Annotated in this window: 23 protein-coding genes, 1 tRNA gene and 1 pseudogene; 19 read left to right on the forward strand and 6 right to left on the reverse strand. The window is 43.0% G+C overall.

What is annotated here, in order from left to right; genetic code table 11:
- Window positions 1-313: 313 nt before the first annotated feature.
- The 3 genes from R7040_RS03755 to R7040_RS03765 all read left to right on the forward strand — a co-directional run bounded on the left by R7040_RS03755 (window position 314) and on the right by R7040_RS03765 (window position 4,199).
- Window positions 314-1,282 carry a cytochrome-c peroxidase gene (locus tag R7040_RS03755; RefSeq protein WP_176311497.1) on the forward strand — a complete coding sequence of 323 codons (969 nt, stop codon included), beginning with the start codon at window positions 314-316 and terminating at the stop codon, window positions 1,280-1,282.
- Entirely contained in the window at window positions 1,275-3,632 is a 2,358-nt protein-coding gene (locus R7040_RS03760) for an ATP-binding protein (RefSeq protein ID WP_318081069.1), read from the forward strand. The genes R7040_RS03755 and R7040_RS03760 overlap by 8 nt, the downstream gene beginning before the upstream one ends.
- Before the next feature lie 99 nt (window positions 3,633-3,731).
- A complete protein-coding gene (locus R7040_RS03765) occupies window positions 3,732-4,199 on the forward strand; it encodes an OsmC family protein (protein ID WP_005373176.1) in 468 nt (155 codons plus the stop codon).
- 76 nt (window positions 4,200-4,275) lie between these two features.
- Here the strand turns inward: R7040_RS03765 and gdhA are convergent, their stop codons facing one another.
- Complete coding sequence (gene gdhA, locus R7040_RS03770; protein WP_005373174.1) at window positions 4,276-5,628, reverse strand: NADP-specific glutamate dehydrogenase; 1,353 nt, start codon at window positions 5,626-5,628, stop codon at window positions 4,276-4,278.
- 305 nt (window positions 5,629-5,933) lie between these two features.
- Between gdhA and R7040_RS03775 the strand changes: the two genes are divergently transcribed.
- The gene (locus R7040_RS03775) at window positions 5,934-6,944 is read left to right on the forward strand and encodes a DUF2804 domain-containing protein (RefSeq protein ID WP_033906458.1); all 1,011 of its coding nucleotides are present in this window, start codon (window positions 5,934-5,936) and stop codon (window positions 6,942-6,944) included.
- Window positions 6,945-6,951: 7 nt separating this feature from the next.
- Window positions 6,952-7,809, forward strand: a complete 858-nt coding sequence (locus tag R7040_RS03780) for a sterol desaturase family protein (RefSeq protein WP_005373167.1) — start codon at window positions 6,952-6,954, stop codon at window positions 7,807-7,809.
- A gap of 16 nt (window positions 7,810-7,825) precedes the next feature.
- On the opposite strand, the gene R7040_RS03785 is transcribed toward R7040_RS03780, so the two are convergent.
- Window positions 7,826-7,900 (reverse strand) — tRNA-Gly (locus R7040_RS03785).
- A gap of 371 nt (window positions 7,901-8,271) precedes the next feature.
- On the opposite strand from R7040_RS03785, the gene R7040_RS03790 reads away from it, so the two are divergent.
- The 3 genes from R7040_RS03790 (at window position 8,272) to R7040_RS03800 (ending at window position 10,046) form a co-directional block, all read left to right on the forward strand.
- Window positions 8,272-8,790, forward strand: coding sequence for a DUF4136 domain-containing protein (locus tag R7040_RS03790; protein ID WP_005382627.1), 519 nt, complete (start codon window positions 8,272-8,274; stop codon window positions 8,788-8,790).
- 87 nt (window positions 8,791-8,877) lie between these two features.
- The gene (locus tag R7040_RS03795) at window positions 8,878-9,315 is read left to right on the forward strand and encodes a hypothetical protein (RefSeq protein ID WP_225455293.1); all 438 of its coding nucleotides are present in this window, start codon (window positions 8,878-8,880) and stop codon (window positions 9,313-9,315) included.
- A 50-nt stretch (window positions 9,316-9,365) separates the two neighbouring features.
- On the forward strand, window positions 9,366-10,046 hold the full coding sequence (locus R7040_RS03800) for a DedA family protein (RefSeq protein ID WP_047101379.1): 681 nt from the start codon (window positions 9,366-9,368) through the stop codon (window positions 10,044-10,046).
- Between the two features lie 125 nt (window positions 10,047-10,171).
- Here R7040_RS03800 and R7040_RS03805 read toward each other — a convergent pair whose 3' ends face one another.
- The 3 genes from R7040_RS03805 to R7040_RS03815 form a co-directional block, all read right to left on the reverse strand.
- Window positions 10,172-10,495, reverse strand: coding sequence for a hypothetical protein (locus R7040_RS03805; protein ID WP_054574645.1), 324 nt, complete (start codon window positions 10,493-10,495; stop codon window positions 10,172-10,174).
- Window positions 10,496-10,581: 86 nt separating this feature from the next.
- The gene (locus R7040_RS03810) at window positions 10,582-11,040 is read right to left on the reverse strand and encodes a hypothetical protein (protein ID WP_017633653.1); all 459 of its coding nucleotides are present in this window, start codon (window positions 11,038-11,040) and stop codon (window positions 10,582-10,584) included.
- A 327-nt stretch (window positions 11,041-11,367) separates the two neighbouring features.
- Complete coding sequence (locus R7040_RS03815; protein WP_136977181.1) at window positions 11,368-12,009, reverse strand: murein L,D-transpeptidase catalytic domain family protein; 642 nt, start codon at window positions 12,007-12,009, stop codon at window positions 11,368-11,370.
- A gap of 858 nt (window positions 12,010-12,867) precedes the next feature.
- Between R7040_RS03815 and R7040_RS03820 the strand changes: the two genes are divergently transcribed.
- Entirely contained in the window at window positions 12,868-13,443 is a 576-nt protein-coding gene (locus R7040_RS03820; RefSeq protein ID WP_225455291.1) for an imm11 family protein, read from the forward strand.
- Window positions 13,444-13,582: 139 nt separating this feature from the next.
- Here the strand turns inward: R7040_RS03820 and R7040_RS03825 are convergent, their stop codons facing one another.
- Complete coding sequence (locus tag R7040_RS03825) at window positions 13,583-15,943, reverse strand: EAL domain-containing protein (protein WP_054574642.1); 2,361 nt, start codon at window positions 15,941-15,943, stop codon at window positions 13,583-13,585.
- A 473-nt stretch (window positions 15,944-16,416) separates the two neighbouring features.
- Here R7040_RS03825 and rbsD point away from each other — a divergent pair, with 473 nt between their 5' ends.
- The 10 genes and pseudogenes from rbsD to R7040_RS03875 all read left to right on the forward strand — a co-directional run bounded on the left by rbsD (window position 16,417) and on the right by R7040_RS03875 (window position 25,390).
- On the forward strand, window positions 16,417-16,836 hold the full coding sequence (gene rbsD / locus R7040_RS03830) for a D-ribose pyranase (protein WP_005382620.1): 420 nt from the start codon (window positions 16,417-16,419) through the stop codon (window positions 16,834-16,836).
- Window positions 16,837-16,859: 23 nt separating this feature from the next.
- On the forward strand, window positions 16,860-18,365 hold the full coding sequence (rbsA, locus tag R7040_RS03835) for a ribose ABC transporter ATP-binding protein RbsA (protein ID WP_005373147.1): 1,506 nt from the start codon (window positions 16,860-16,862) through the stop codon (window positions 18,363-18,365).
- Window positions 18,362-19,345 carry a ribose ABC transporter permease gene (gene rbsC / locus R7040_RS03840; protein WP_005382618.1) on the forward strand — a complete coding sequence of 328 codons (984 nt, stop codon included), beginning with the start codon at window positions 18,362-18,364 and terminating at the stop codon, window positions 19,343-19,345. Before rbsA ends, rbsC begins: the two co-directional genes overlap by 4 nt.
- Before the next feature lie 87 nt (window positions 19,346-19,432).
- Window positions 19,433-20,311: a ribose ABC transporter substrate-binding protein RbsB gene (gene rbsB, locus R7040_RS03845; RefSeq protein WP_005373143.1), complete on the forward strand. Its 879-nt coding sequence runs from the start codon at window positions 19,433-19,435 to the stop codon at window positions 20,309-20,311.
- A gap of 221 nt (window positions 20,312-20,532) precedes the next feature.
- The gene (gene rbsK, locus R7040_RS03850) at window positions 20,533-21,450 is read left to right on the forward strand and encodes a ribokinase (protein ID WP_318081070.1); all 918 of its coding nucleotides are present in this window, start codon (window positions 20,533-20,535) and stop codon (window positions 21,448-21,450) included.
- A gap of 35 nt (window positions 21,451-21,485) precedes the next feature.
- The gene (locus R7040_RS03855; protein WP_318095408.1) at window positions 21,486-22,493 is read left to right on the forward strand and encodes a substrate-binding domain-containing protein; all 1,008 of its coding nucleotides are present in this window, start codon (window positions 21,486-21,488) and stop codon (window positions 22,491-22,493) included.
- Between the two features lie 230 nt (window positions 22,494-22,723).
- A complete protein-coding gene (locus R7040_RS03860) occupies window positions 22,724-22,942 on the forward strand; it encodes a hypothetical protein (protein WP_005499106.1) in 219 nt (72 codons plus the stop codon).
- A 160-nt stretch (window positions 22,943-23,102) separates the two neighbouring features.
- A pseudogene (pnuC, locus tag R7040_RS03865) lies at window positions 23,103-23,833 on the forward strand (nicotinamide riboside transporter PnuC).
- 10 nt (window positions 23,834-23,843) lie between these two features.
- Window positions 23,844-24,575: a nucleoside phosphorylase gene (locus R7040_RS03870; RefSeq protein WP_213967552.1), complete on the forward strand. Its 732-nt coding sequence runs from the start codon at window positions 23,844-23,846 to the stop codon at window positions 24,573-24,575.
- Window positions 24,576-24,709: 134 nt separating this feature from the next.
- Window positions 24,710-25,390 (forward strand): Crp/Fnr family transcriptional regulator, encoded by a 681-nt coding sequence (locus R7040_RS03875; RefSeq protein WP_064354717.1) that lies wholly within the window; start codon window positions 24,710-24,712, stop codon window positions 25,388-25,390.
- The last annotated feature ends 65 nt before the right edge of the window (window positions 25,391-25,455 follow it).

The following is a 25,455-nucleotide window of genomic DNA, read 5'->3' on the forward strand; positions in this document are numbered from 1 at the left end:
TTTATGTTTATTGTTCAGCGTTTGATTAAGTTGGCCGTTATCTGTGCCGTATTCTTTACTATTTTCGATCTGATCTCGTATGGAGAGGTGACTTGGTTTCAACGGTTTTTGGCTTTTCTACACTAAACTCAGATTTCAATACGTTAGCTACTCATAAGGCGATCGATTTCTTCCTATTCGCCTTATTACTCCCTCTTCAACCAAAGCCTTAAACAAAGCAATACTTAACTCGTTTTTTCAACTTCCTGTCGGTGGAAAAAACGCCAAAATGCAACTAAATTCATATCAATGACAAGTTTAAGGTATGTAGTTGATGAGGCAATTCAACGCAATCGCACTAGCTGTTGTAACACTCATTTTGAGCCAAACAACAACCGCAAGAAACGCGAAGATGTTAGGTGATATCTCCCTAGTTCAGCCCATACAGGGTGATCCTAATGTGGATATTAAGCTAGCGAGAATTGGCTGGCATCTCTTCCGCGATCCTCAATTATCGTCAAATGGTAATGTCAGCTGCGCGACATGCCACAATCTGCAAACCAATGGCGCTGAAAATACACCAGTCTCTACGGGGGTGAAAGGTGATGGAATTAGAAATTCTATAACAGTGTTTAATGCGGCGTTAAATTATCGTTTTTTATGGGATGGAACGGAAAACACCTTGATGGCTCAGATTGATGGTCCAATCCATAATCCAATGGAAATGGACTCAAACTGGCAAACAATAGAGCAATATGTAAAAGAGAGTGAACATTATCAAGCGCTATTTAGTCGTGACGATGAATTGCCGATTAACGTTCATAATATCAAGTCCGCTATTGTGGAGTTTGTTGAAGGGCTGCAGACGCCTGGCGCACCATTCGATGCTTACTTATTGGGTTACACGCATGTACTGAGTGAACAGCAAATCAGAGGTTGGAAAACATTTCAGACTTCAGGTTGTGTGCAGTGTCATCAGGGCAAAAATATCGGCGGAGCGATGATCCAAAGGTTCGCCTATTTCAAGGATAAGCCAGTAGTAGAGGACTCGGGCCGGCAACTCGTTACGATAGAAGATGAAGAGCGATTCTATTTTAGAGTAGCCAGTTTACGCAATGTCGCGCTAACGAGTCCTTATTTTCATAATGGGCAAGTCGATAAGTTATCCGACGCGATACAAATCATGGCTAAAACCCAGCTCGGTATAACGATGAACGATGAGAATGTCGCGGACATTGAAGCATTCTTGCAGTCGTTGACAGCACCTAGACCCATAATTTTAGAGGTGTTGGAAAATGAATAAATTCAAACTGATCAACTTTTGCTTTTTTATTGGGATACTGACGTGCTGCACACTGGCGTATATGTCGTATATGAATTCAAAAAACGCTCAAGAATTTCATGCAGGGCCAATGAATATCGGACATGAGTTGATTGAAGAGCGTGATGTTATCGTGAACCGATATGCCGTTGAAGATAGGAAAAACTATGAGTTAACAACATCTTTAGTAGAGATAGAAATCGCAGCACAGGCACTGTTGGAATCATCAAAGGCATCAGTTTGGTTTCCCGTGACACCCAATCGTATAAAAGTTAGGGATACGCTTGAACAGTTTAAGGAGCGAGTGCTTCAAACAACGTTGAAGCTTGATATGTTAATTGGTGTTCAGGTAGAAAATCGGTATGCATTACTCATGTTGTTCAATTTATATCAGCAAGAGGTTTCTACCGAGAGCGGTCAATCATTGGGTGGCAGTCGTTATTTTGAATTTCTCAACCAGTTGCTTCTAACACAAACTGAAGTTGAGAGTGAAAAAGAAGCGAACTTCCTTAAACGGCTTCAAACGAGTGATAAAAGAATTGAATTGCTGACGAATGAACTGCTTGATCACACTTATATTGAGTTTGTCGAAAGCTCAGAGCATCGGTTACTCAATATTGCTCAAAGTGAGGCGCGTTTTACGTGGTTGTTTGTATTTATCGCGGTGATGTTTCTAGTTAGCGCGTTTGTTTATCAGTCACATCACCGAATGCATAACTTAAAACAGTTGAATCTTGAAATTGAAGAGGCGAGAAACAAAGCCGAGCGAGCGGCAAAAGCGAAATCAAATTTTCTCGCTGCAATGAGTCACGAACTAAGGACGCCGATGAATGGTGTACTAGGGCTTTCTCAAATGATTGCAGAAGAGACCAAAGAGCCGACGACGAAAGAGCATATTAGGGTTATTCTTGATTCTGGCCAGCATCTGATGACTATCCTCAACGATATTTTGGATTTTTCTAAAGTTGAAGAAAACAAACTGGAATTTGAGCAAGCTAAGTTTAAGCTCGATCAAGTGCTTTCTCCGGTGTGTAGCGCAATAAAACCACTTGTTGATGAAAAAAATATCGAGTTAATCTTGGAAAACGAGGTTTCTGAATATACTGAATTTACTGGAGATTGTGCGCGTTTACGACAGATCTTGTTTAATCTCGCCGGTAACGCGGTGAAGTTTACCAATGAAGGGCATGTGCTGGTTAGAACTGAGTTAGATGAATCGAATCAGTTGTTGGTCATGCGCGTGAGCGACACCGGTATTGGTATTGCGCCAGACAAGCACGAGCATATTTTTAACTCGTTTGAGCAAGCAGACTCATCAACGACTCGAAGGTTCGGCGGAACAGGGCTTGGGTTAGCCATCGTCAAAAAACTAACCGATTTGATGGGTGGCCATATTACTCTGAAGAGTATAGAAGGCGTTGGAAGTCAATTTATCGTTGAGTTGCCGATTCCTTGGGTAGAATCTGCTCCGAAAAAGCAGCAAGAAGCACCGAAACCTCGCGCAAAATCACACCATTTCAAGATACTACTTGCTGATGATAACCGTGTGAATGCCATTGTGGCAAAAGGGTTTTGCGAAAAGCTTGGGCATGAAGTGGATGTTGCAGAAAATGGATTAATCGCGGTTAAAAAGGCGAAAGAGAACGAGTACGACCTGATCTTGATGGACAACCATATGCCCGAGATGAATGGCGTTGAGGCGACACGCGTTATCCGACAAGAGTTAGGTATCAAGACATTACTCTTTGCGTACACGGCAGACGTATTTCGTGAAGCTCACGATAGCTTTATCGAAGCAGGAGCAGACCATGTGCTTACGAAACCGCTACAGCATGAGAGCTTTTCAGACGCTCTCAAACAGTTTGCCGCCAGACTCGAACCGAAACAGAATCCGCCACTAACGAGTGACAGCAATGTGCTTCAATTGCAACGTAAGCCAATCGAGAACTTAAGGTTAACAGAGGAAGAACTCTCCCGTTCAGGCATGTTTACTTCTTTACGAGATGAGCCAGAAGCGCTCGACGAGTTGCTAAAAAGCATTATTGTCGATTTTGAGACTTCTGTTGATGAACTTATTGAATACTTTATGGCTGAAGACTTTGCTTCATTAGAGTTGACGTTGCACAAAACGAAAGGGATGGCACTGAACCTAAGTTTACCTATTTTGGCGAGCCAAACGGAGGCCCTGGAAACTCAACTTAAAGCCAACCAAAGTCCCGAGATTGAGCAGTTGCAGATGCTGATCAATCGGTTACAGGTCAACATCCATCAGTCTCATAGACTTTTGGATGATATCCAGAAGAACAATGCCGATCCTCAACAGATTTTATAGTCCCTGTGAGTGCGATGCTTTCCTTAACTCATTTTGTTGTGGTTTACTGTGGCAAGGACGGATAGTGTTGATTCGTCGTCGGAAAATCAGGGAGTTAGAATGAGTAAGCATTCCGCTTTAATCAAATGGCATCGTAAAGCTGGCGAAGAGTTTAGTGATAATAAGTATAGTAGGGCACACATTTGGCAATTTGATGGAGGGTTGCAAGTCCCAGCATCTCCATCTCCCCACGTAGTACCATTACCACTATCCGTAGAAGAAAATGTTGATCCAGAAGAAGCGTTTGTCGCGGCACTTTCTAGTTGTCATATGCTCGTTTTCTTGTCTATTGCAGCAAAGCGGCGTTACGTTGTGGACAGTTACTTAGATGAAGCGGTAGGGGAGCTTGAAAAAGGCGAAAACGGAAAAGAGTGGGTATCAAAGGTAACGTTAAACCCTAAGATAACATTTTCAGGTGAAAAACAACCGACACCATCTCAATTAGAAAAACTGCACCACATGGCCCATGAGAATTGCTTTATCGCCAACTCCGTTAAAACAGAAGTGACAACGCTTATTGCGAATTAAGTGGAGCTCTTTATCAAAAAGCGCGGCCTATTGCGGAGTTATATTAAGCCAGCAGTCATCCTGCTGGCTCGTTCATCTAGACGACACCTTGCTCAATCATTGCATCAGCGACTTTTCTAAAGCCTGCAATGTTGGCGCCTAAAACTAAATTTCCAGGTTGGCCAAACTCTTTACTGGTTTCGTTTGCATTGATGAAAATATTTTTCATGATGGTTTGCAACTGACTATCCACTTGTTCAAAAGTCCAGTTTTGCATGCTGGCGTTTTGCGCCATTTCAAGTTGACTGGTTGCAACGCCGCCTGCATTGGCTGCTTTGGCAGGCCCATAAGCTATGTCCGAGTCCACGATAATATTGGCAGCATCACGGGTGGTTGGCATGTTCGCCCCTTCACTAATCAAAATACATCCGTTTTCGATAAGAGCCAGTGCGTCGTCTGACGTTAATTCATTTTGAGTCGCACAAGGGAAGGCAGCATCAGCCTGATATCGCCAAACAGCATGTCCTTCATTAGGATAGTCGCCCTCTGGTGTGTATTCTGCTTCAGGGTAAGTTTCTAAATATTCTTCTAAGCTTGCTCTTTTCACTTCTTTCAGTTGTTTTAGGAGCTTAAGATCAATACCGTGCTCATGATAGATCGTACCTCGAGAGTCGCTGCATGTAACTGGCGTTGCTCCCATATGGTACAGTTTTTCAATGGCGTAGATAGCCACGTTGCCAGCACCAGAAACGAGACAAGTTTTCCCTTTCAATGAATCGTTGCGGTCGTTGAGCATGCACTCTGCAAAATAGACGGCGCCATATCCTGTCGCTTCTTTTCTGGCGAGTGAGCCACCCCAAAGCAGACTCTTGCCTGTAAGCACACCTTCGTAGCGGCCCGTCAATCGTTTGTATTGACCAAACATATAGCCAATTTCGCGCGCCCCGACACCGATATCGCCTGCGGGCACATCGGTGGTAGGACCGATGTGACGGTACAACTCGTTCATAAATGATTGGCAAAATCGCATGATCTCGCCGTCGGATTTTCCTTTAGGATCGAAGTTTGAACCGCCTTTGCCGCCACCGATAGGAAGGCCAGTCAGTGCGTTTTTAAAAATTTGCTCAAAGCCGAGAAATTTTATGATGCTCGCATTGACTGAGTGATGGAATCTCAATCCTCCTTTGTACGGCCCCAAAGCAGAGTTGAATTCAACTCGATAACCTTTGTTTACTTGTACATTTCCAGCATCATCAACCCAAGGAACTCGAAACATGATTTGACGTTCTGGCTCGACGATCCTCTGGATAATCGCTTGTTCCTTATATTTATTATTGCCTTCTATTACCGGCGCGAGAGAAGTTAATACTTCTTCTACCGCTTGGTAAAATTCTTTTTGCGCAGGGCTACTGTGTTGCAACGCAACAATAGTATCGTGTATGTATGACATAGATTTCTTCCTTGATGTGAATAAGCAATCAGTTTATATGAATGTATTTCCATTAAATAGTGATTTTGACCAAGATTCAATGGTTGTAGTGGTCTTTCCTGCGGATGAGAATGTGCAGCTTCTAACCCAGGCTGTGTTGGTTGAGATAGGTAGGGCTAGCTAAGTAAGCGGGTGGTTGAGTGATCAGTTTCACATATAACAAGCAGAAATCACTTTAGTCGATGTTGTTGTGCAGTTACGCAAATTGTTTATGTTAACGTCATGTTAAAGTTTGTGTGTGTGATAACTTGTGAAAAGACAACTATATGGATGAGCTTAAGGTTCTGAACTCGTTTATTCAGCAGAATGGCCTACCAGCGTTTGGCCACCTTGATGGAATTCCAACATCGTTACAGCTAGATAAATTTACCTACCTTGATGAGATGGATAAGCCGGTATCTAAGTGGCGCCGTTACCGCGATTATAAGCAGTTTCAGTTCGTCAATTTGGTCACACCTAATTACGTCATTGGAGTAGCGATTGCTGATATACGGTATTTAGCATCCGGCTTTTGCTACCTGTTTGATATTAAAAAGAATAAGTTGATTGAGCAACAATGGTTGAAACCTTTTAATATAGGTTATCAAACTCAGCCTTCCAGTTGGTGCAGTCTTGCCCATCTTGCTAACAAAAGAGTTCAGTTTTCTATTAAGGATGGTATTTGGCACGTCCACTTTGTGACAGAGTCAGTCAATGCGGATCTCTATTTACGTCCAGAAAATATGAGTTTGCCATTAATGTTGTGTACGCCAACAGGTTATGCGGGTTGGACATATACTCAGAAGCACAATGCGTTAGCAGTAGACGGTAACTTGTTCATATTAGGAAAAGAGCAAGATCTTTCAGAGGTGGCTGCTGGTTACGATTTTTCCGCTGGGTACATGCGGCGAGAAACAAGTTGGCGCTGGGCGAGTATCAATTGCTTTGAGGATGACAGGCGTCTGGGGTTGAACTTGGCAGCTGGCGTTAATGAAACTGGCTATTGCGAAAATGTATTGTGGATTAATGGTCAGCGTCACTTTTTGCAACCTGTGCAGTTTCAGTTTTCACGAAGTGATGAAGGGCAAAAGTGGCATATTACGTCTGAAGATAAACGAGTTAACTTACAGTTCACGCCTTTGAATCGACGCTCAGAGAAGAAAAATTTTTGGCTTCTCAAAAGTAACTTTCGTCAGTACATCGGTTATTTCTCTGGCTATATTATCGATGGAAATGGCATCAAACATCAGTTAGAAGAAGTTATGGGTCTTACTGAAGATCACTATGCAAAATGGTAGAAACACAATGGATTGGACGCAGTTGATGGACCGCCCAGAATTACTTCTGATGATTCTGGCTCCAGTTTTCTTTTTCTGCATGCTTGCCGAATATTGGTTCGGACAAAGAAGGGGACGCTTGCCTGAAAGCGCGACGTATTACTTCCCTGAAGTAGCGTGTAATTTTGTTCTTGCGGGCTTACACCAAGCGACAGACATACTCACGGGTTTACTGATTGCTCAGTTGTATTTGTGGTGGTTCGATTGGCGTTTGTTTGATATCGAAATGAGCGTCTCAGCTTTTCTTTTACTTGTTGTCCTGCAAGATTTTTTCTATTACTGGTTTCATCGGGCTAGCCATCGTATTCGTTGGATGTGGGCCGCGCACGTTGTTCATCACAGTTCGGAAAGAATGAACTTCAGTACCGCCTTTCGTCAAAGTTTAATGTATCCGCTAGCGGGGATGTGGATTTTTTGGTTGCCCTTGGTGATTATTGGTTTTGAGCCAAAATGGGTTGTCTTCGTTGTGTTGTTTAATCTGGGCTTACAGTTTTTTGTTCACACCCAATCAATTCGTTCGCTCGGGCCACTAGAGTGGGTATTTAACACGCCGTCTCATCATCGCGTTCATCATGGTGTGAACCGTCAGTACATCGACAAAAATTATGCGGGTGTATTAATTATTTGGGATCGAATGTTCGGAACGTTTGAACCAGAGGTGGAAACGGTTCGGTATGGGGTTTCTAAACCTGTAAACAGCTTTAATCCCATCCGCGTGACGTTTGCAGAATGGAAAGACATGTTTTATGACGTAACTCGACCAAACTTATCATGGAAACAACGCTGCCGCCGTTTGTTCGCTCCGCCATCGGATTTTTATGAGTAAATTGAGATAAAGAGATTGGAGCGGGCAGCGGGAATCGAACCCGCATCATCAGCTTGGAAGGCTGAGGTAATAGCCATTATACGATGCCCGCGCATCGATAGGACTCAGTTAATATGCCACACTGGACGAAAAAGAAAAGTCTTTTCTCATCAAATGTTTGTCAGTTGCCTAAAAAAGTAGCGGACTGATGTTAAAGTGTTCACTGTCTCTGGTTTTTTGTGGCACTCGCGATTCCGCTACTAAGCCTAGGGGCTTCCAATTAGGTCGTAAACACCGAATTCTTAGGTGTTTAGATGTTGATGATATTCAAGATTTTCTGTGTAAAGGTTAATCTCGTTTATTGAACAGTCACGTTTCATGGTCAAGACTAGATATTGAAATGATTACTTTTTACTGTTGATGCGTATGTATAACACAGGGTAATTCTGCTGAAACAGTCAGCTTAACCAAAGGAGATTTAACATGATGAGAGGTTTGATATTAGGGCTGGTGGTGATGCTGGTATCTGCTTGTACTACCGTTACAACCGATGTAGATAAACAAGCCGACTTTTCAGCTTACAGAACGTTTGACTTCGGTGCTCAGGCGGAAGCTCCTACCAGTATTGATGGTCGACGTATTGAGCAAGGGCTTGCTGAACAGCTTGAGGGTAAGGGTTTAATTAAGGTAAATAGTGGCGGTGACCTTTACGTACATCATGATATCGTAGAAGAATCCGAGCTTGTTTCTTCAGGATCGTCGGTGAGCTTTGGCTATGGCTGGAATAGCTTTGGTGTGATCACTTCAAGCCCAGAAAGATATAAAGAACGTAAGTATGGGAAGTTGGTGGTTGAACTGGTTGATGCAAAGGCTAATCAAGTCGTTTGGAAAGGCGTTTCAAGTCGTAAACTGTCTGAGTCAATGAGCTCTGAGAAAAGAGAATCTCTCATCCAAGAAGAAATCGCGAAGATGTTTGAAAGCTACCCTTACGGTGAAAAATAATTAGTATTCTTAACGATTAAGAATACTAATTGCCAATAGTTACGCACAGGGTTAAAAGAACTTATTATTTTGGTTTTGGTTACCTTTGTGCGTACGATTCTGATTGCTTTACTCGGACTACTTTTCTGCTTGTTGGCTCCGAGCATGAGCCTGGCGCACTCACACCCAAATTTTCTTTCCTTTCATAACCAGAATATTGCTGTTGACGCTAAGTCGAAGCACTTTTCAGAATATCCTATCTCTCCAATACAACAAGACTATCCGAGTTTAAACAGCCGGAATGTATTGAGGGTTAGCCATGCTAAGGAAATGAGCTCGAACGACGATGTAGAACCCGAATGGTTTGAAATGCTTGATGTAGCATGGTGGGCGCATCGTTCGGCAATTTACTCGATGAAGCGGCTAAAACGCATCGGCAATGAGGCTTTAGGTTGTTGTATTGAAAGTATTTTTACTCACTTTAAATACAGAATCGGAGTGAGAAAAGAATCGAATTTCATATACCGCTTTATACATGCTCGCTAACACACTCCATGTTTTTGCAACTTTTGGTTAATTATGCTTAGGAGCGGTTTATGTTTGATTCGATAATTCAGGTCTTGAGTGCCTTTTGGCATCAAGATTTCACGGCGTTAATGGCGCCAGGCAGTGCAGGTTTAGTTTATTTTGTTGTTGCTGTGATTATTTTTTTGGAAAGTGGTTTTATTCCTGCTGCACCTTTCCCATGCGACAGTGTCGTCGTATTATCCGGTACGCTGGCGGCGGTTGGCGTCCTTGACCCAATTATGATCATGTTGGTGATAGCTGTTAGTGCGGGATTGGGAAGTTGGGCGGCTTATTTACAAGGCAAGTGGCTAAATCGCTTACCTAAGGTCCAAGGTTGGGTGAGCGCGGTTCCTCAAAAGCGTTTGGAACAAGTCGACGTATTACTCAGTAAACATGGATTGATTGCGCTTTTTTGTGCGCGGTTTATTCCGGTTGTTCGCTCCCTATTGCCATTAATGATGGGGTTGCGAGTGAAACGTATTAGTAAATTCCATTACTTTGCGTGGCTGAGTGCGATTTTATGGACGCTGGTATTATGCGGTTTTGGTTCATTACTTCCTTTGCTACCAGAAAATATGAGCAAAGCAATCACAATGCTATTAATGGCGGCACCAATAATTACTCTTGTGATTGGAGTGCTTAGTTTCTTGTTTGTTAAAGCACGTCGAGCGTTCTGTAAACCCAAGGATGTGTCTGAGTTTTCCCAGTAAGTTTACTTTGATTTGCACTTTTAAGCTTGTATGCAGATTAGACATCTAATCGACAGGTTTTTGTCAGTAAAAAGAAAGGCGCATACATTGCGCCTTTCTTTTTGAGTGTCGTTAGGGTTTCGAATTTAATAGCCAATGCTATATAGGTATTCGCCAACTTCTTTGCACTGAGACTTGTAGATGTTCTCTACTTCAGACTCATTCTTATCTGCTGCTTTAAATTCAAGTTCGGCAGACGATAGCTGGTCAAAGCTGTAGTCTCTCTCAGACATTAAGTAGTGTCTGAACATCGCTCTGTGTTCCGGAACTGCAATACGTGCGTTAGAAACGTTGGCACACTCTAACAGAGTGTCGTTACTCATTTCTTCTGGCTTAGTTTCTGTGTTTGCTAAGGTTGAGCCCGCTGAAAATAGTAATGCTAGTGCGATGGTTGTAGCGATTCTTGTCATTATATGGACCTCAAATTGGTTCTAGTAACAATGAGCATATTGGCTCTTATCGTTACATTTTCGTGTTCTCTGTATGTCATAAAAAGTTAAACAACAGAGAAGGCGTTGCGACCATGAGTAAAGACGTACATTAAGTTCGCTTCCTTTCTTCCTGAGAGGCGATAAAGAGAGCGTTGACTCATGAGTCCGCCATAACTGTCTAGAGGTAAGCGAGATGCTTGTTTTGCCAACTCCAGTAGTGGTGGAGAAGAGAAAGCAATAAGTAAAAAATAATCAGGAGTAAAATCTGATGATAAAACGCCATCAGTAGCTGATGTTCGGCGACAGGAGACAAGCCCGAACAACTCGCGCTTTATATGTAGGTAGTAACTTTCTGAACCCCAAGAGCTCAGAGAAGCTGAGGCATGAAAATCAGTGTGTGCTAGCTCAAAATCGTCTTGTTGAGAGAGTTTAAGTAGGCGCTCGGAAGTGTAATGTTTGGTGTGGTGCCACTCATGCGCATATGAAGCTGTGATGAGCCCTGAGAGCAGGGACAAAGAAAGCATCAATAATATACGGTGTAGATAACGCAAGAAGTAACCCTAAACATATAAAGCCACAGTTACCCACCATGATTAAGGAATCTTAGTGGCACTATGATAACGATGAAAGCCAGTGTCTGATCAACTCAGCGTATACTAACGAGATGGAAGGGGGATGAACAGAGTTTTCTGATCGCACTTAGGTATATCAGCGAATAACACAATAATTTTTCGCTTTCGAGTAAGCGAAAATGGAAAGAGAGTCGTTGCACAGGACGATTAAGCTAACAGGATTATTACTAGGGAAGAAATAGAATCTTCTTTTTCTTCCCCATATGTGTCGCATCGATATTATGCGCTTGCGTAAATAACGCTGCCGCCTTTTATGGTGTCAATGATCTCGCGAGACAACTTCTCTGGCAAAGCAGGGCAACCCCAACTGCGTCCGAGGTATCCATTCTTCTTGATGAAGGAAGGGTTTGCGTAATCGGCGCCGTGCACGACAATGTAACGCTCGCGAGCTTTGTCGTTTAATCCAGAGCTTAGCCCATCTAATCGAAGTGAATAGCCATTTGAGCCGTAGTAAGTGGTATCAGTCAAAAAAGTGCCCAATGATGTTTTTCGCGAGTTCACGACATTTGAAAACTGTGTCGCTGTTTTCTTTCCGCTGTTCACGCCGTGAGAAACATACGTATTGTAGATTAGCTTCTTTTTATCTAAATCAACCACATAAAAACGCTTTTCAGTTGATGGTTTACTATAGTCGATGATCGTTAGTACCGACTTCTTTCTATCGGGTGTCTTCTGATAAGCGATGTAAGCGTCACTGAACAACTTAAAGTCTACTATGCCATCTAGCTTGGCTTGTTTAAACACATGTTCAGCTTGCTTTGGTCGTAAATGATCCCTGGGTTCGTTATCTGATTGTTTTGCAAAAGCAAAAGGTGAGACAGACAACAGCGCACATGTAAATAATATAATTAACTTTTTCATCTTGGCTAAATAAAACTCTATGGTGTTACAAATTTACCGATTGCTTCATGCACTCGTTAAAACAACATGCACATCAATATAATTCTATTCCCAATGTTTCTTATTGCACGCTTAGGTGCTTGATATTGGGTTGACGATAATTTCTCGAGTTAAAAACTAACTGTTTGAAATTTATATAAAATATGAAGTTTGACGATGGTTTCTATAAACTTCGGCGTAAATAATATCTGATATATGTAATTAATAAAACTGTGTTTAAGGATATTTGTGAAGTTGCCAATTTATAAAAACGGCGTTTTATTTTTCGTACTTTAGAAACTCTTTTTATTTCAATGTGTTTTCTTTTTCTACACTTTATCCAATACCTCAAAAGTTTGTGACTTAACTCGTAACAAATCGTAACGCCGAATCGTTATGTGTATAAGTGCATTTATAATGTATGAATAAACAACAGGGTGGTAAGAAAAGGCAGTAAAACAGCGGTGAATCGGTTGTTTTTAATTCACGATTGACAAAGCTAAGTCTAAGTCGTTCAAAAATTGAACTTGTGAATGTATCATTTAAGTGAGGGTGATGAGCTCAACAAAAGTGAAGTGACGCGTGCTACTGTTTATTTTCTAATTTATTCGATTACATAAGGAAGGGTACATAGTAAAAATTGAAAAAATAATTCTATCGTGTGGATTAAAATATATAAATAATAAAACTTCGAAATTAAAAGATAAGAACGCCAGATCTTAATTCATTAAATTTTTGAACATGAAATTAAACTCTATCTATTATGCTTGGTTTGGTTTGGTTTGGTGTGAAAGCGCTCATCTCATTAAGAAAAGCGCTAGAATTTATTTAAGGACGGTTATGACAGCATTTAATAAAGTGTTTATTGTCTCTCCCAATGTTAATGATTTTGCAATGTTGCAAGAGTCGCCATTGGAAATGTCTCTTCAAGTAACGGCAAGCAAACCTATCCAACTCTATGGAGAGTCTGTTAAAGCCAGTTGGAAAAGTATTGATATTGAATGGTTAGACGTTATGAGTGAAAAGCCATTGCCCAGGCCTGATATTGCAGCATGGGGATCTTTTACTCTTGCTGTATCCGCTTCTATTGCGGATAAGCTCGATGTGTTGAGCGAGAATGTCGAATTTTTACCATTAAATCTACAAGGAAAGCCTTGGCGAGCATTAAACATTGTCACTCAAATTGATGCCATTGATACCTCTGCTACCGAGTATAATCTTCGTCATGGTAAGCTAAGTCGTGCTAGACCGTTTAAGAAACTCGTTTTGAATAGAGAAGCCGTTAATGAATCTGACTTGTTCAGAGTAAAAGGTGCTGGGCTCAGAACGTTTTGCACGGACAAAAAAGGTGGCTTGTACGATAGCGTCAAAGCGCTGAATTTGACCGGTTTGGATTTCAAGGAAGTGCTGGTTTAAAAACGAATAAATAGTGATTTACTCAACTAAAGTCATAGATATAGGTATGGGGGAACAAAAGCTGAGCATCTATCAATGAAGCTCATATACAGCTAAATACAGCCGCCACAGTTGTGACTGCTGTACGTCTCCCCTTAACTTATGTTCTTGAAACCCTAATTGAGCTGACCATGGACGCATCAAATCGACTGTCGTCATTTGCCGATTGCCACCACAAGCTCAATTGTTCTTTAGTCATTGGTTTGCCAAATAAATAGCCTTGCATATAGTCGCAGCGGTATGCCGATAGCCATTCATGCATCATATTGTGTTCAATACCTTCTGCTGTAACCGTTTTATTTTGGGCATGGCATAGCTCAATAATAGGTTTGATCACATGGCCGTTGTTGGTGTTCATCAATGTAACGAGGAACTCTCGATCAAATTTGATTTTTTGAACCGGATACTGAACGAGCTGAGTTAACGATGTGTAACCAGAACCAAAGTCATCAATTGCAAGACGGTAGCCACGTTTTGATAGCTCATCAAGTAGAGCCGTGCCTTGTTGTTCTGCGGCAAAGGTTTCGGTTATTTCTATCTCAATACATTCTGGTTTAACACTGTGCAGTGTCGCTTGTTCATGGATGTAGTTTGCCATTTCTATCGAGTTTAGCTCTGCTGATGAAAGATTGACCGAAAGAACAATATCCTTACCGAAAATATTCCTTAATTGATGGTATTCCGCCGTTGCATTGGCGAAAACCCAGCGGTCAATTTTATCAAATAATCCGGCTTGCTCTGCAATTGGAATAAACTCCTTTGGAGGGATAGGGCCGATACCTTCGGCTTCCCAGCGCAACAAGACTTCTAACCCCTCAATTTCGTTGCTTCGATTGTTCATATAGGGTTGAAAAACAAGGTGAAACTCTTCCTCTACATTGCTTTTTCGGAGCGCACGTTCAAGTTGACTTCGTCTTTGAGACTCAATATTGAGAGCGGCTGAATAATAGGCGTATTGATTTTTCCCTGCCCGTTTTGCTTGATACATAGCCGCATCGGCACTGGAGAGTAACTTTGCGATGTCAGTACCGTCTTGAGGATATTGTGCAATACCTACGCTTGCCGTAACGGGAAATGAATTACTCCAAGATGAACTGAGATTACTAATCGGTTTTAGCAGCTCTGATGCAAGCAAATCAGGTAAGCGTTTTACCTCTTGATTTGAGCTCAGCAAAATTGCAAATTCGTCACCAGACAACCTGGCGGCAAAGCAGGGGCTGTTGTAATCGTGCGAGAACTTTTGACAGGCATTCTTGATGTGTGATGAGAACACTTTTAATAAGTTATCTCCCAATTCATGCCCGTATTTATCATTCACGTATTTAAAGTTATCAAGATCGACGTAAACAACCCACAGAAACTGCGAAGGGGAGATAAGTTCACGAGTGGCAAGCTCATGAAAACGATGGCGATTGGCGAGTTGCGTCAGGTGATCCGTTTCAGCTAGGCGTTTTGTCTTTTTATAGATGACATTAAGTTCCTCATACATATCAAAAAAGCGTGCAGAGAGGCGTCCTATTTCATCGTTTGTTTCTAGCTTTTCAATATTGTCACGTTGATTAGATTCAAGTTCGTTCAGCTGCTTATCAAGGCGAGAAACAGGGCGCAACACATAGCGGTACAACACCAAAATGATTAATGTGATGGTGAAAAACGCCGCTACGCCAAAGGAGAAAGCAAGTTCTAGCCACACTTTATCGACTTTATTCCACATTAAATATTCGGCAGGAGAAAGCACGGCATAAAAGTGCGGCAGCAGCTCAATGGTTTGAGCGAGAGGAATATCAAGATAAATGGGTTTGTCGGCGAAAGTAATCACGCTGTGTGTGTCAAACTCGATGTCATGCTTAATCTCGTTAAAGGCTTCAAGTGATACGGAAACTACCACAAAAAACACATTTTTCGAGTCAAAGCTCAAAGGGTGAGTCCCCGTTCTTTTGTCGACGACCTCATATTGAAGAAGAATGCTTTGTCCACTGGAGTTATAAATAAAGCCAGTGTGACTGAAAGCCTCTCTCTCATTGAAACTTCGTGATATGTACTCTAACACCTTTGGGTCGACCACGCCCGATGATTCGTAATATTTGTTTTCTGTGTAGTAGAGAAGGTTTTGTTTTCCGTCGAGGATCGCCATGCTCGCATCGCCTTTGTAACCATGGCTCAATACTTCAGCGGTCTCGTCTAATCGGTTAAACAAGACTCGTTCACGATAGGGGTTGTTATGATTTACCAAATAGTCTTGTAATACATCACTTTTACTGAGCGTATAGGCATAGCTATTAAGAAAAATATTCGCTTGTCGAAACTGCCCGGCGAGCTTTTCCATCTGCAACTGAATATAGCTGTCTTCCCGCTTGATGAGCGTCACTTTTTGAATGCTATAAATAATATAGCTAGATACTAACGCGCTTAATAAGATCACTGGCGCGACAAGCAAAATGACTCTATTGCTTAACTTCATTATGGTTCTTAGTTTCCGTTTGTGTCCCTACAAACGTCGCGTACCAGGTAAGGTACTGAACGGATGATGTGTTTTGGCAAATTGTAACCAGATTGTAAGGTGAGCGTTCTCCAAAATCAGGCAGCTATCTAAGAATTGTGATGACGTGAAAGGTTTCGAGCTTATTAACTAGAGGTTTTCTCAGTAGTTGGACGTCTCTTTTCCTTCCTCCCTGTATAAAACCTAACCGTAATGACAGGGAAATACCATCATCGAAACGTTTCGATGGTAAAGTGTGACTCAAGTGCACTTTTCCTATTCAATGACAATTGAATTACAGATCATTCTCACACCTTATCGATCTCACACTGGTCAAATTGCGATGACGAATTATTATTTCATCGAAACGTTTCGATGAGTTTTCTGTTAATAACGAAAACACTTTAAAACAGGCGCTCATGGTTGTATGAACGTGTAACCGAAAGGTCGATGAGATGAAAAAAAGTACCCTAATTAACTCAGATATTTCTTACTTGGTGGCGACGCTAGGCCACACCGACGAGATCACGATATGTGATGCTGGTCTACCAATCCCAGAGCATGTTCAGCGAATCGATTTGGCGCTAACGCATGGGGTACCAAGTTTTCTTGATACTGTTCGCGTAATTCTATCTGAGTCCCAAATCGAAGGGGTCATCATTGCGGAAGAGTTCTCTGATGCAAGCCCAGTTTTGCATGAAGCGTTGCTCAACGAACTGAGCAAAGAGAGTGAAGAGACGGGCAAATCTATTGAGGTGAGCTACGTGTCACATGAAGCGTTTAAAGCACGCACGGCCCAAAGTCGCGCTATCGTAAGAACCGGCGAATGCTCGCCATATGCGAACGTTATTTTCCAAGCGGGCGTGGTTTTTTAAGCCAGAGATATTGAGGACAGATTATGACTCAAGCCATTCTACAACTAAGCGAAATTGAGAAGGCGTTTCCGGGCGTAAAAGCACTCGACAAAGCAAGCCTGAATGTTTATCCAGGCCGTGTTATGGCGCTGATGGGTGAAAATGGAGCAGGCAAGTCAACGTTAATGAAGGTGTTGACAGGCATTTACCACATGGATGCGGGGAGCATTCAATATCAAGGTCAGCCGGCGGCCTTTAAAGGTCCACGCGATTCACAGGAAGCTGGTATTAGCATTATTCACCAAGAGCTGAACCTGATTCCTGAACTGACGATTGCCGAAAATATTTACTTGGGACGAGAGTTCACCGGCTCCTTAGGGCGTATCCAGTGGGGCAAAATGTATGACGAAGCTGACAAGCTTTTAAAACGTCTCAATGTAAAGCATTCATCAAAAACATTGCTTGGCGATTTAAGCCTTGGTGAACAACAAATGGTGGAAATTGCAAAGGCACTTTCGTTTGAGTCGAAAGTCATCATTATGGATGAGCCAACGGACGCACTGACCGATACCGAAACGGAATCACTGTTTAAAGTGATTAATGAGCTCCGCGAGCAAGGATGCGGCATCGTATACATTTCGCATCGTCTTAAAGAAATCTTTGAAATCTGTGATGATATTACCGTGCTTCGTGATGGTAAGTTTATCGGTGAGTGCAAGGTGTCCGACACTGATGAAGATGGCCTAATTGAAATGATGGTTGGCCGAAAATTAGAAGAGCAATATCCACGTATTGATGTCCAACATGGCGAAACCTGTCTTGAAGTCATTGGTTTGACTGGGTCTGGCGTTCAGGATGTGAGCTTTACTCTCAAGCGCGGTGAGATTCTCGGAATTTCTGGCTTGATGGGCGCAGGCCGCACTGAACTCATGAAAGTCATTTACGGCGCATTACCTAGTGAGCATGGTGTTATCAATCTTGACAACAAAACTATTAACCCGGTTAGCCCGCAAGATGGCTTGGCAAATGGTATCGCTTACATCTCTGAAGATCGCAAAGGCGATGGTTTGGTTTTAGGTCTTTCAGTTAAGGAGAACATGTCACTTTGTTCGCTAAACCAGCTGACCAAAGGCTTCCAGATTCAACACAGCGACGAAGTGATTGCAGTGGAAGATTTTATTAAGTTATTCAACATTAAAACCCCAACGCGAGATCAAATCATCGGCAACTTATCTGGTGGTAACCAGCAAAAAGTTGCGATTGCGAAAGGGTTAATGACGAAACCTAAAGTTCTGATTCTGGATGAGCCAACACGTGGTGTTGATGTCGGAGCAAAAAAAGAGATTTATCAGCTCATCAACAAGTTTAAGGCCGAAGGCATGAGCATCATCTTGGTTTCTTCCGAGATGCCTGAAGTGCTCGGCATGAGCGACCGTATTTTAGTGATGCATGAAGGTCGTATCACTGGCGAATTTGATGCGAAAGACGCCGATCAAGAAAAATTACTCGCCTGTGCCGTAGGCAAAGAGATCAATGAGGAAGCAGCATGAGTACGAATACCATGAGCAAACCAACCGAAACTGGCAACAAGAAGTTGTTCACAAAAGAGTGGCTGATTGAGCAAAAATCACTGATAGCTTTGATCTTTCTGATCGTTGTTGTGTCATTTTTGAACCCGAACTTTTTTACGGTCGACAACATTCTCAACATTCTTCGTCAAACCTCCGTGAATGCCATTATCGCAGTGGGTATGACATTAGTTATTTTAACAGCAGGCATCGACTTAAGTGTTGGTTCGGTATTGGCGTTGTGTGGTGCCTTTGCGGCAAGCATGATTGCGCTTGAGGTTCCGGTGCTGGTAGCGGTTCCCACTGCTTTAGTCGCAGGTGCAGCGTTAGGTGCGATCAGCGGTATCATTATTGCGAAGGGTAAGGTGCAGGCATTTATCGCTACGCTGGTTACCATGACGTTACTACGTGGCGTGACCATGGTGTACACCGAAGGTCGACCAATCTCGACAGGCTTTACTGACACCGCGGATGCGTTCGCATGGTTTGGTACTGGCTACGCGCTAGGCATTCCGGTTCCTGTTTGGTTAATGGTGGTTGTGTTTGCAGCGGCTTGGTATTTACTTAACCACACGCGCTTTGGTCGCTATGTTTACGCACTAGGCGGCAACGAGTCTGCGACGCGTCTATCAGGTATCAATGTAGACCGAGTGAAGATTGGTGTCTACGCCATCTGCGGTATGTTAGCAGCGCTTGCAGGCATTATTGTAACGTCTCGTCTTTCTTCGGCGCAGCCAACAGCAGGTATGGGCTACGAGCTAGACGCTATCGCAGCGGTTGTTCTTGGCGGTACCAGCTTGATGGGCGGTAAAGGCCGTATCATGGGTACCTTGATTGGTGCGCTGATCATCGGTTTCTTGAACAATGCACTTAACCTACTTGATGTTTCTTCCTACTACCAAATGATTGCAAAAGCAGTGGTTATCTTGCTTGCGGTATTGGTAGACAACAAAAACAAGTAATTCATAACAATCTGTATATATAAAACAGTGAATACAAACCGAGTCAGGGGACGTGTACTGGCTCACCCTACACAAAGGACTAGAACGATGAAAAAACTTGCAACTCTTATCTCTGCTGCACTTCTTTCTTCAACCGTATCGGTAGCGGCGCAAGCTCAAGATACCATGGCGATTGTGGTTTCGACGCTAAACAACCCGTTCTTCGTAACGATGAAAGATGGTGCGGAAGCAAAAGCGAAAGAATTGGGGTACGACTTAATTGTACTGGACTCGCAAAATGACCCGAGTAAAGAACTGTCGAACATCGAGGATTTAAGTATTCGCGGCGTAAAAGCAATTCTTATCAACCCAACGGATTCTGATGCAGTGTCTAATGCAATTCGTATGGCGAACCGTTCTAAGATCCCTGTGTTGACACTAGACCGTGGTGCAAGCCGTGGTGAAGTTGTGAGTCACATCGCGTCGGACAACGTAATTGGTGGTGAAATGGCAGGCCACTACATCATGGAAAAAGTCGGCGAAAAAGCAAAAGTCATTCAACTTGAAGGTATTGCGGGCACATCGGCAGCGCGTGAGCGCGGTGAAGGCTTTATGAATGCCGTGAAGGGCAGCGATATGGATCTTCTCGCTAGCCAACCAGCTGACTTTGACCGCACAAAAGGTCTAAACGTGATGGAAAACCTGCTAGCGGCTAACCCGGATGTACAAGCGGTATTTGCACAGAATGATGAAATGGCGCTAGGTGCACTTCGCGCAGTTCAAGCTTCTGGCAAAGATGTCGTTATCGTTGGTTTTGATGGAACGGAAGACGGCATTGCAGCAGTTAACCGTGGCAAACTAGCGGCAACTATTGCTCAGCAACCGGACCTTATCGGTGCTTTAGGTGTTGAAACGGCTGACAAAGTTTTGAAAGGTGAAGAAGTAGAAGAGTACATCCCAGTACCACTAAAAGTAGTCACTAAGTAAGTTTTAAGTTCAATAAATCATCCTAATTTTTGCTCTCTCCTCCGTTTATATCTGTCGTTTAGGAGGTGAGGGCAAATTTACCCAAAATACTGCAAAGTGTGGGGATAGATGCCTTTGGCTTTTTATCGAGACTCCTTCGTCAGGAAGAGAAGTTAAAGTCATCTAATGTATTTTCCTAAACAGTTTTTAAAAAGGGTTCATTCAGAACCGAGGATAACCGTATGAATAAGTTAGTGGTGTTAGGTAGTGTAAACGCTGACCATGTTCTTCAAGTGCCTTCTTTCCCTCGCCCAGGCGAGACGCTGCATGGTCGCAACTATCAAGTTATCCCAGGTGGCAAAGGTGCCAACCAAGCCGTCGCGGCGGCGCGATTAAATGCAGACATAGGTTTTATCGCTTGTGTGGGCGACGACTCATTCGGCATTAACATTCGCGAAAACTTCAAAATGGACGGCATCGATATCACTGGTGTGAAGATGCAGCCAAATTGCCCGACAGGTATCGCGATGATTCAAGTGTCGGACAGTGGTGAGAACAGCATTTGCATTTCAGCTGAAGCAAACGCCAAACTGACAGCAGAAGCGATTGAGCCAGATTTAGAGCGTATTCGCCAAGCAGATTACTTGCTAATGCAATTGGAAACGCCGATGTGCGGCATTGAGAAAGCTGCGCGTGTAGCGAAAGATGCCAAAACCAATGTCATTCTGAACCCAGCGCCAGCTCGCGAACTGTCAGATGAATTACTGTCTTGCATTGACGTGATTACACCAAATGAAACGGAAGCTGAAGTTCTGACAGGTATTACTGTAACAGACAACGAAAACGCGCAAGAAGCGGCGAATGTGCTACATGGTAAAGGTATAGAAATCGTCATGATCACACTCGGTGCAAAAGGCGTTTGGTTAAGCCAAAACGGTCGAGGCGAAATCATCTCGGGTTTCCGCGTTGAAGCGACGGATACTACCGCAGCGGGCGATACATTTAATGGGGCATTCGTCACTGGTCTCCTAGAAGGTTTACCTTTAGAATCAGCGATTAAGTTTGCACATGCGGCGGCTGCAATTTCTGTGACCCGCTTTGGCGCGCAAACGTCGATTCCAACCCGCGAAGAGGTGGACGCGTTTCTCGCTGAACAATAAGGCGCACAACGCCTCATTAAAATAGGAGTAGTAACATGGCGACGATGAAAGACATCGCAAAACTGGCAGGGGTTTCCACTTCAACAGTGAGCCATGTTATTAACAAGACGCGTTTTGTGAGCGAAGAGATCTCTGAACGCGTTAACAATGCCGCAAAAGAGCTTAACTACTACGCGCCCTCTGCGTTGGCGCGTAGCCTCAAAGTCAATCGTACCAAAACCATTGGTATGCTCGTGACAACCTCAACCAACCCATTCTTTGGCGAAGTCGTAAAAGGCGTCGAACGCAGCTGCTACCAAAAAGGCTACAGCCTCATTTTATGTAACACCGAGGGTGATAACGAACGTATGCGTCAATCCATTAATACGCTATTGCAAAAGCGTGTCGATGGTTTGATCTTGATGTGCTCGTCGCTAGAAGGAGAGCGTATCGATGTATTTGAGCGTTACCCAGATATCCCAGTTGTGGTAATGGACTGGGGGCCGATGCTATTTACAAGCGATAAAATCCAAGACAACTCACTTCGTGGCGGTTACTTAGCGGCGAAATACTTAATTGATTGCGGCCATACCGAAATTGGGTGCATCACTGGCCCTTTGATTAAACACCAAGCGCAAATGCGATACGAAGGTTATAAGCGAGCAATGAACGAAGCGGGCTTGGAATTTAATTCCAATTGGATCATTGAATCGGACTTCGAATGTGAGGGTGGGTATCAAGCGTTCAAAAAAATGGCTCAACGTGGCGCATTACCCAGCTCGATTTTCGTCTCTAACGATATGATGGCGATGGGTGTGATTAACGCCGCAAATGAGCTCGGTATTAAAGTGCCGGACGACCTATCCATTATTGGTTACGATGACATCCATATCGCGAAATTTATGTCGCCATCGCTAACTACCATTCATCAGCCTAAGTACCGTTTGGGGCAGGCTGCCGTTGAGACTCTTGTACGAAGACTGGACGACAAATCTAACGACGCTCAAGTCGTTCAACTGGAACCAACATTGGTTGTACGCAACAGTGTGACGAATTTCTCTTAATTAAAAACAAACGCATGGTTAACAAATTTAGTGCATATAATTTATAAAAAATGGGCTAAAAAATAAATAAGCATGCAAAACAGATGTTCGAATTTATTAACTCAACATTTGAAAAGTGTGATTTTTTGCGAGTAACTCGAAAGATTTCGTGTCGATAGTGCTTAAAAAGCTTATTATTAATAAAGCCTATAATTAGATTTATAAATTATTGAGATGAATGGAAAATCTTTATGTTAGTTAAGAGATATGCACAGTATTCAGTAAAGAGGCCGTGGTTTCACCGTTTCAATATTTCACTAGTATTAACGGTGTTTGTCGTGAGTGTTTATGAACTACTTGCGAATGAAGAGTATGTATACTTGGCTGGCGTGGTGTTTACATTTGCTTCGACTTTACTGTTCGCGTCAGCATCGACGTTCAAAAAGCGCTACCTAGGACACGAGTCCTAGTTCATTTGGAATGAATAATTGAGATAAATAGGTACTTTCAAGTAAGTAATGAATCTGATTTATGATCGAGTGCATCAAGAGGAGGACAAATGTCCTCCTTTTTGTTGGATATCACGTTCTAATATAGGCGTATTCCAAACAAAATAATAAAGGACATGTTATGGACCTCTTTGCCTTACTCGATATTAATAATACTCTCTTTAACATTCCGATCGGCGACGGCTACGCAATGAGTTGGATCGAAGCTTTCGGTACCGTTTTTGGACTGCTTTGCATTTGGTTTGCCAGCCAAGAAAAAACCATCAACTACTTATTCGGTTTGCTGAATGTCACGCTTTTTGCCGTTATCTTTTTTCAAATTCAGTTATACGGATTATTGCTTCTTCAATTGTTTTTCTTCTGTGCGAACATTTACGGCTGGTATGCGTGGACCCGTCCAAACGCACAAGGTGAAACGCTGGAAGTTCGCTGGTTAAATAAACAGAAACTTATTACTACTGCCTCTATTAGCGTTGCATGTATCGCATTATTAACGATCTATATCGACCCATTTTTCTTTGCGCTAGCAAACATTGCTGTTGATAGCTTGAATCTCTTTGGTGCTGGCTTGGCTGAACCGGTGCTTGAACCTGACGCGTTCCCGTTCTGGGATGCAACCATGACAGTACTGTCATGGTTGCACAAATTCTGATGACACGTAAATACGTCGAAAACTGGATTCTATGGGTTGTGATTAACATTATCAGTGTGGGTATCTACGCGACGCAAGGTGTTTACGCAATGTCTGTTCAGTACGCGATTCTTATGTTCATCGCTGCCAATGGCACGCGTGAGTGGGCTCGTAGCGCTAAGCGCAATGGCGATAAAACCTTAGCGCACGCTGCTGTGTAAGGAACGAAAAATGGCCAAACAACCTCATATCGGAGTGGATGAAACACAAATCTCTCCTCTCGTTATTGTATGCGGCGAGCCAGATCGAGCGAATCGTATCGCGGCATTATTTGATGATGCAGAAATGGTGTCGGAAAACCGCGAGTACCGTGTGTTTACCGGCAACTACAAAGGCAAGCCTGTTTCAGTGTGTAGTACAGGTATAGGTGCGCCATCGATGATCATCGCAGTGGAAGAGCTAAAACAGTGCGGTGTGACTCATGTGGTACGTGTTGGATCTGCGGGGGCAATGCAATCAGGCATTCACCTTGGCGAGTTGATCATTGCCGAAGGCGTGGTAAGAGATGAGGGCGGCTCTAAAGCGTATGTCGATTCGTCTTATCCAGCCTACGCAAGCTTTTCACTGTTAAAGGAAGTTGAGCGTTACTTGTCGATGCAAAAAGTGCATTATCATTTTGGTGTGGTGCGTTCTCACGACAGTTTCTATACCGATGACGAAGATGCAATATGCCAACATTGGAACAAGAAAGGCATCTTAGGTGCCGATATGGAAACCTCTGCGCTGTTTACGGTCGGTCGACTACGAGGCCTTCATGTGGCTTCGATATTAAACAACGTGGTGCTGTATCAACAAGATGTGAAAGAAGGTGTTGGTCAGTACGTTGATGAAGCCAAAGTAATGATGCAAGGTGAGAAGAGTGCCGCGATTACGGCATTAGAAGCCTTGGTTGCTCAGCGTTAGCCAGTCTCTATCTCAGTAAGTCACATAAACAGAATAGATGTAAAGCGACAGGTCACTGTCGCTTTTTTATTTGGAGTTACGGGGTACAATCCACCTTAAATAGTTGTCCGTAACTTTTTCTGAGAGAGCAGAAAATGAAAATCAGCCCTTATCCGACTGGTCGCTTCAAAACATACCTTGAAGAAAAGAGTGCCACCTTTCGCGATTTGATTTATCAATGCCAAATAAATTCGCGTTTCTTTGATGCTGGGGAAGCAATTCTCCGCCAAGGTGAGCAACTTCAGTACTTGTATGTTGTGCCAGTAGGTCGAGTCTCGATGAACATATTGGCCGCAAATGGACGACGTTTTCAATTAGGGGAAGCTAACTGCGACTATCATATTTATGGTGAAATGGAGTTCTTCACTCGGACTCCTTGTCAATGGAATGTGATAGCAGATGAACATATGCAGGTTGATGTTATCTGTATCCAAAAACTAACCGAAGCGCTGCAAAATTATCCCCAAATGATGGTGTTCTTCGCTTCAGCATTGGCTGAGGATTATCAAGACTCCATGGATATCTACACTAATCGTTTGTTGCATCCCATTACTTACAACATTGCCTATGATCTTCTCGTCCGTAATCAGACGGATAAGCTCCTTGGTGGCTTTGATAAAGTGAACCAAGAGGCTGAGCGGTTTGGCACTTCAGGCCGAGTCTATCGACGTGTAGTTAAGGACTTGATTGAAAAGGGATTGATTACAAAAACGGACAACGGTTTGGAGATTATTGATGAGCTGGCACTCAAAGCGTTTATTGAAGCGCATGAATGATACGCCCAGGTATTGAAACTGATGGGTTTTATAAGTCTTTGATATATCTAAGTCTTGAGTAAACG

Source organism: Vibrio sp. 1069 (genome assembly GCF_033340555.1).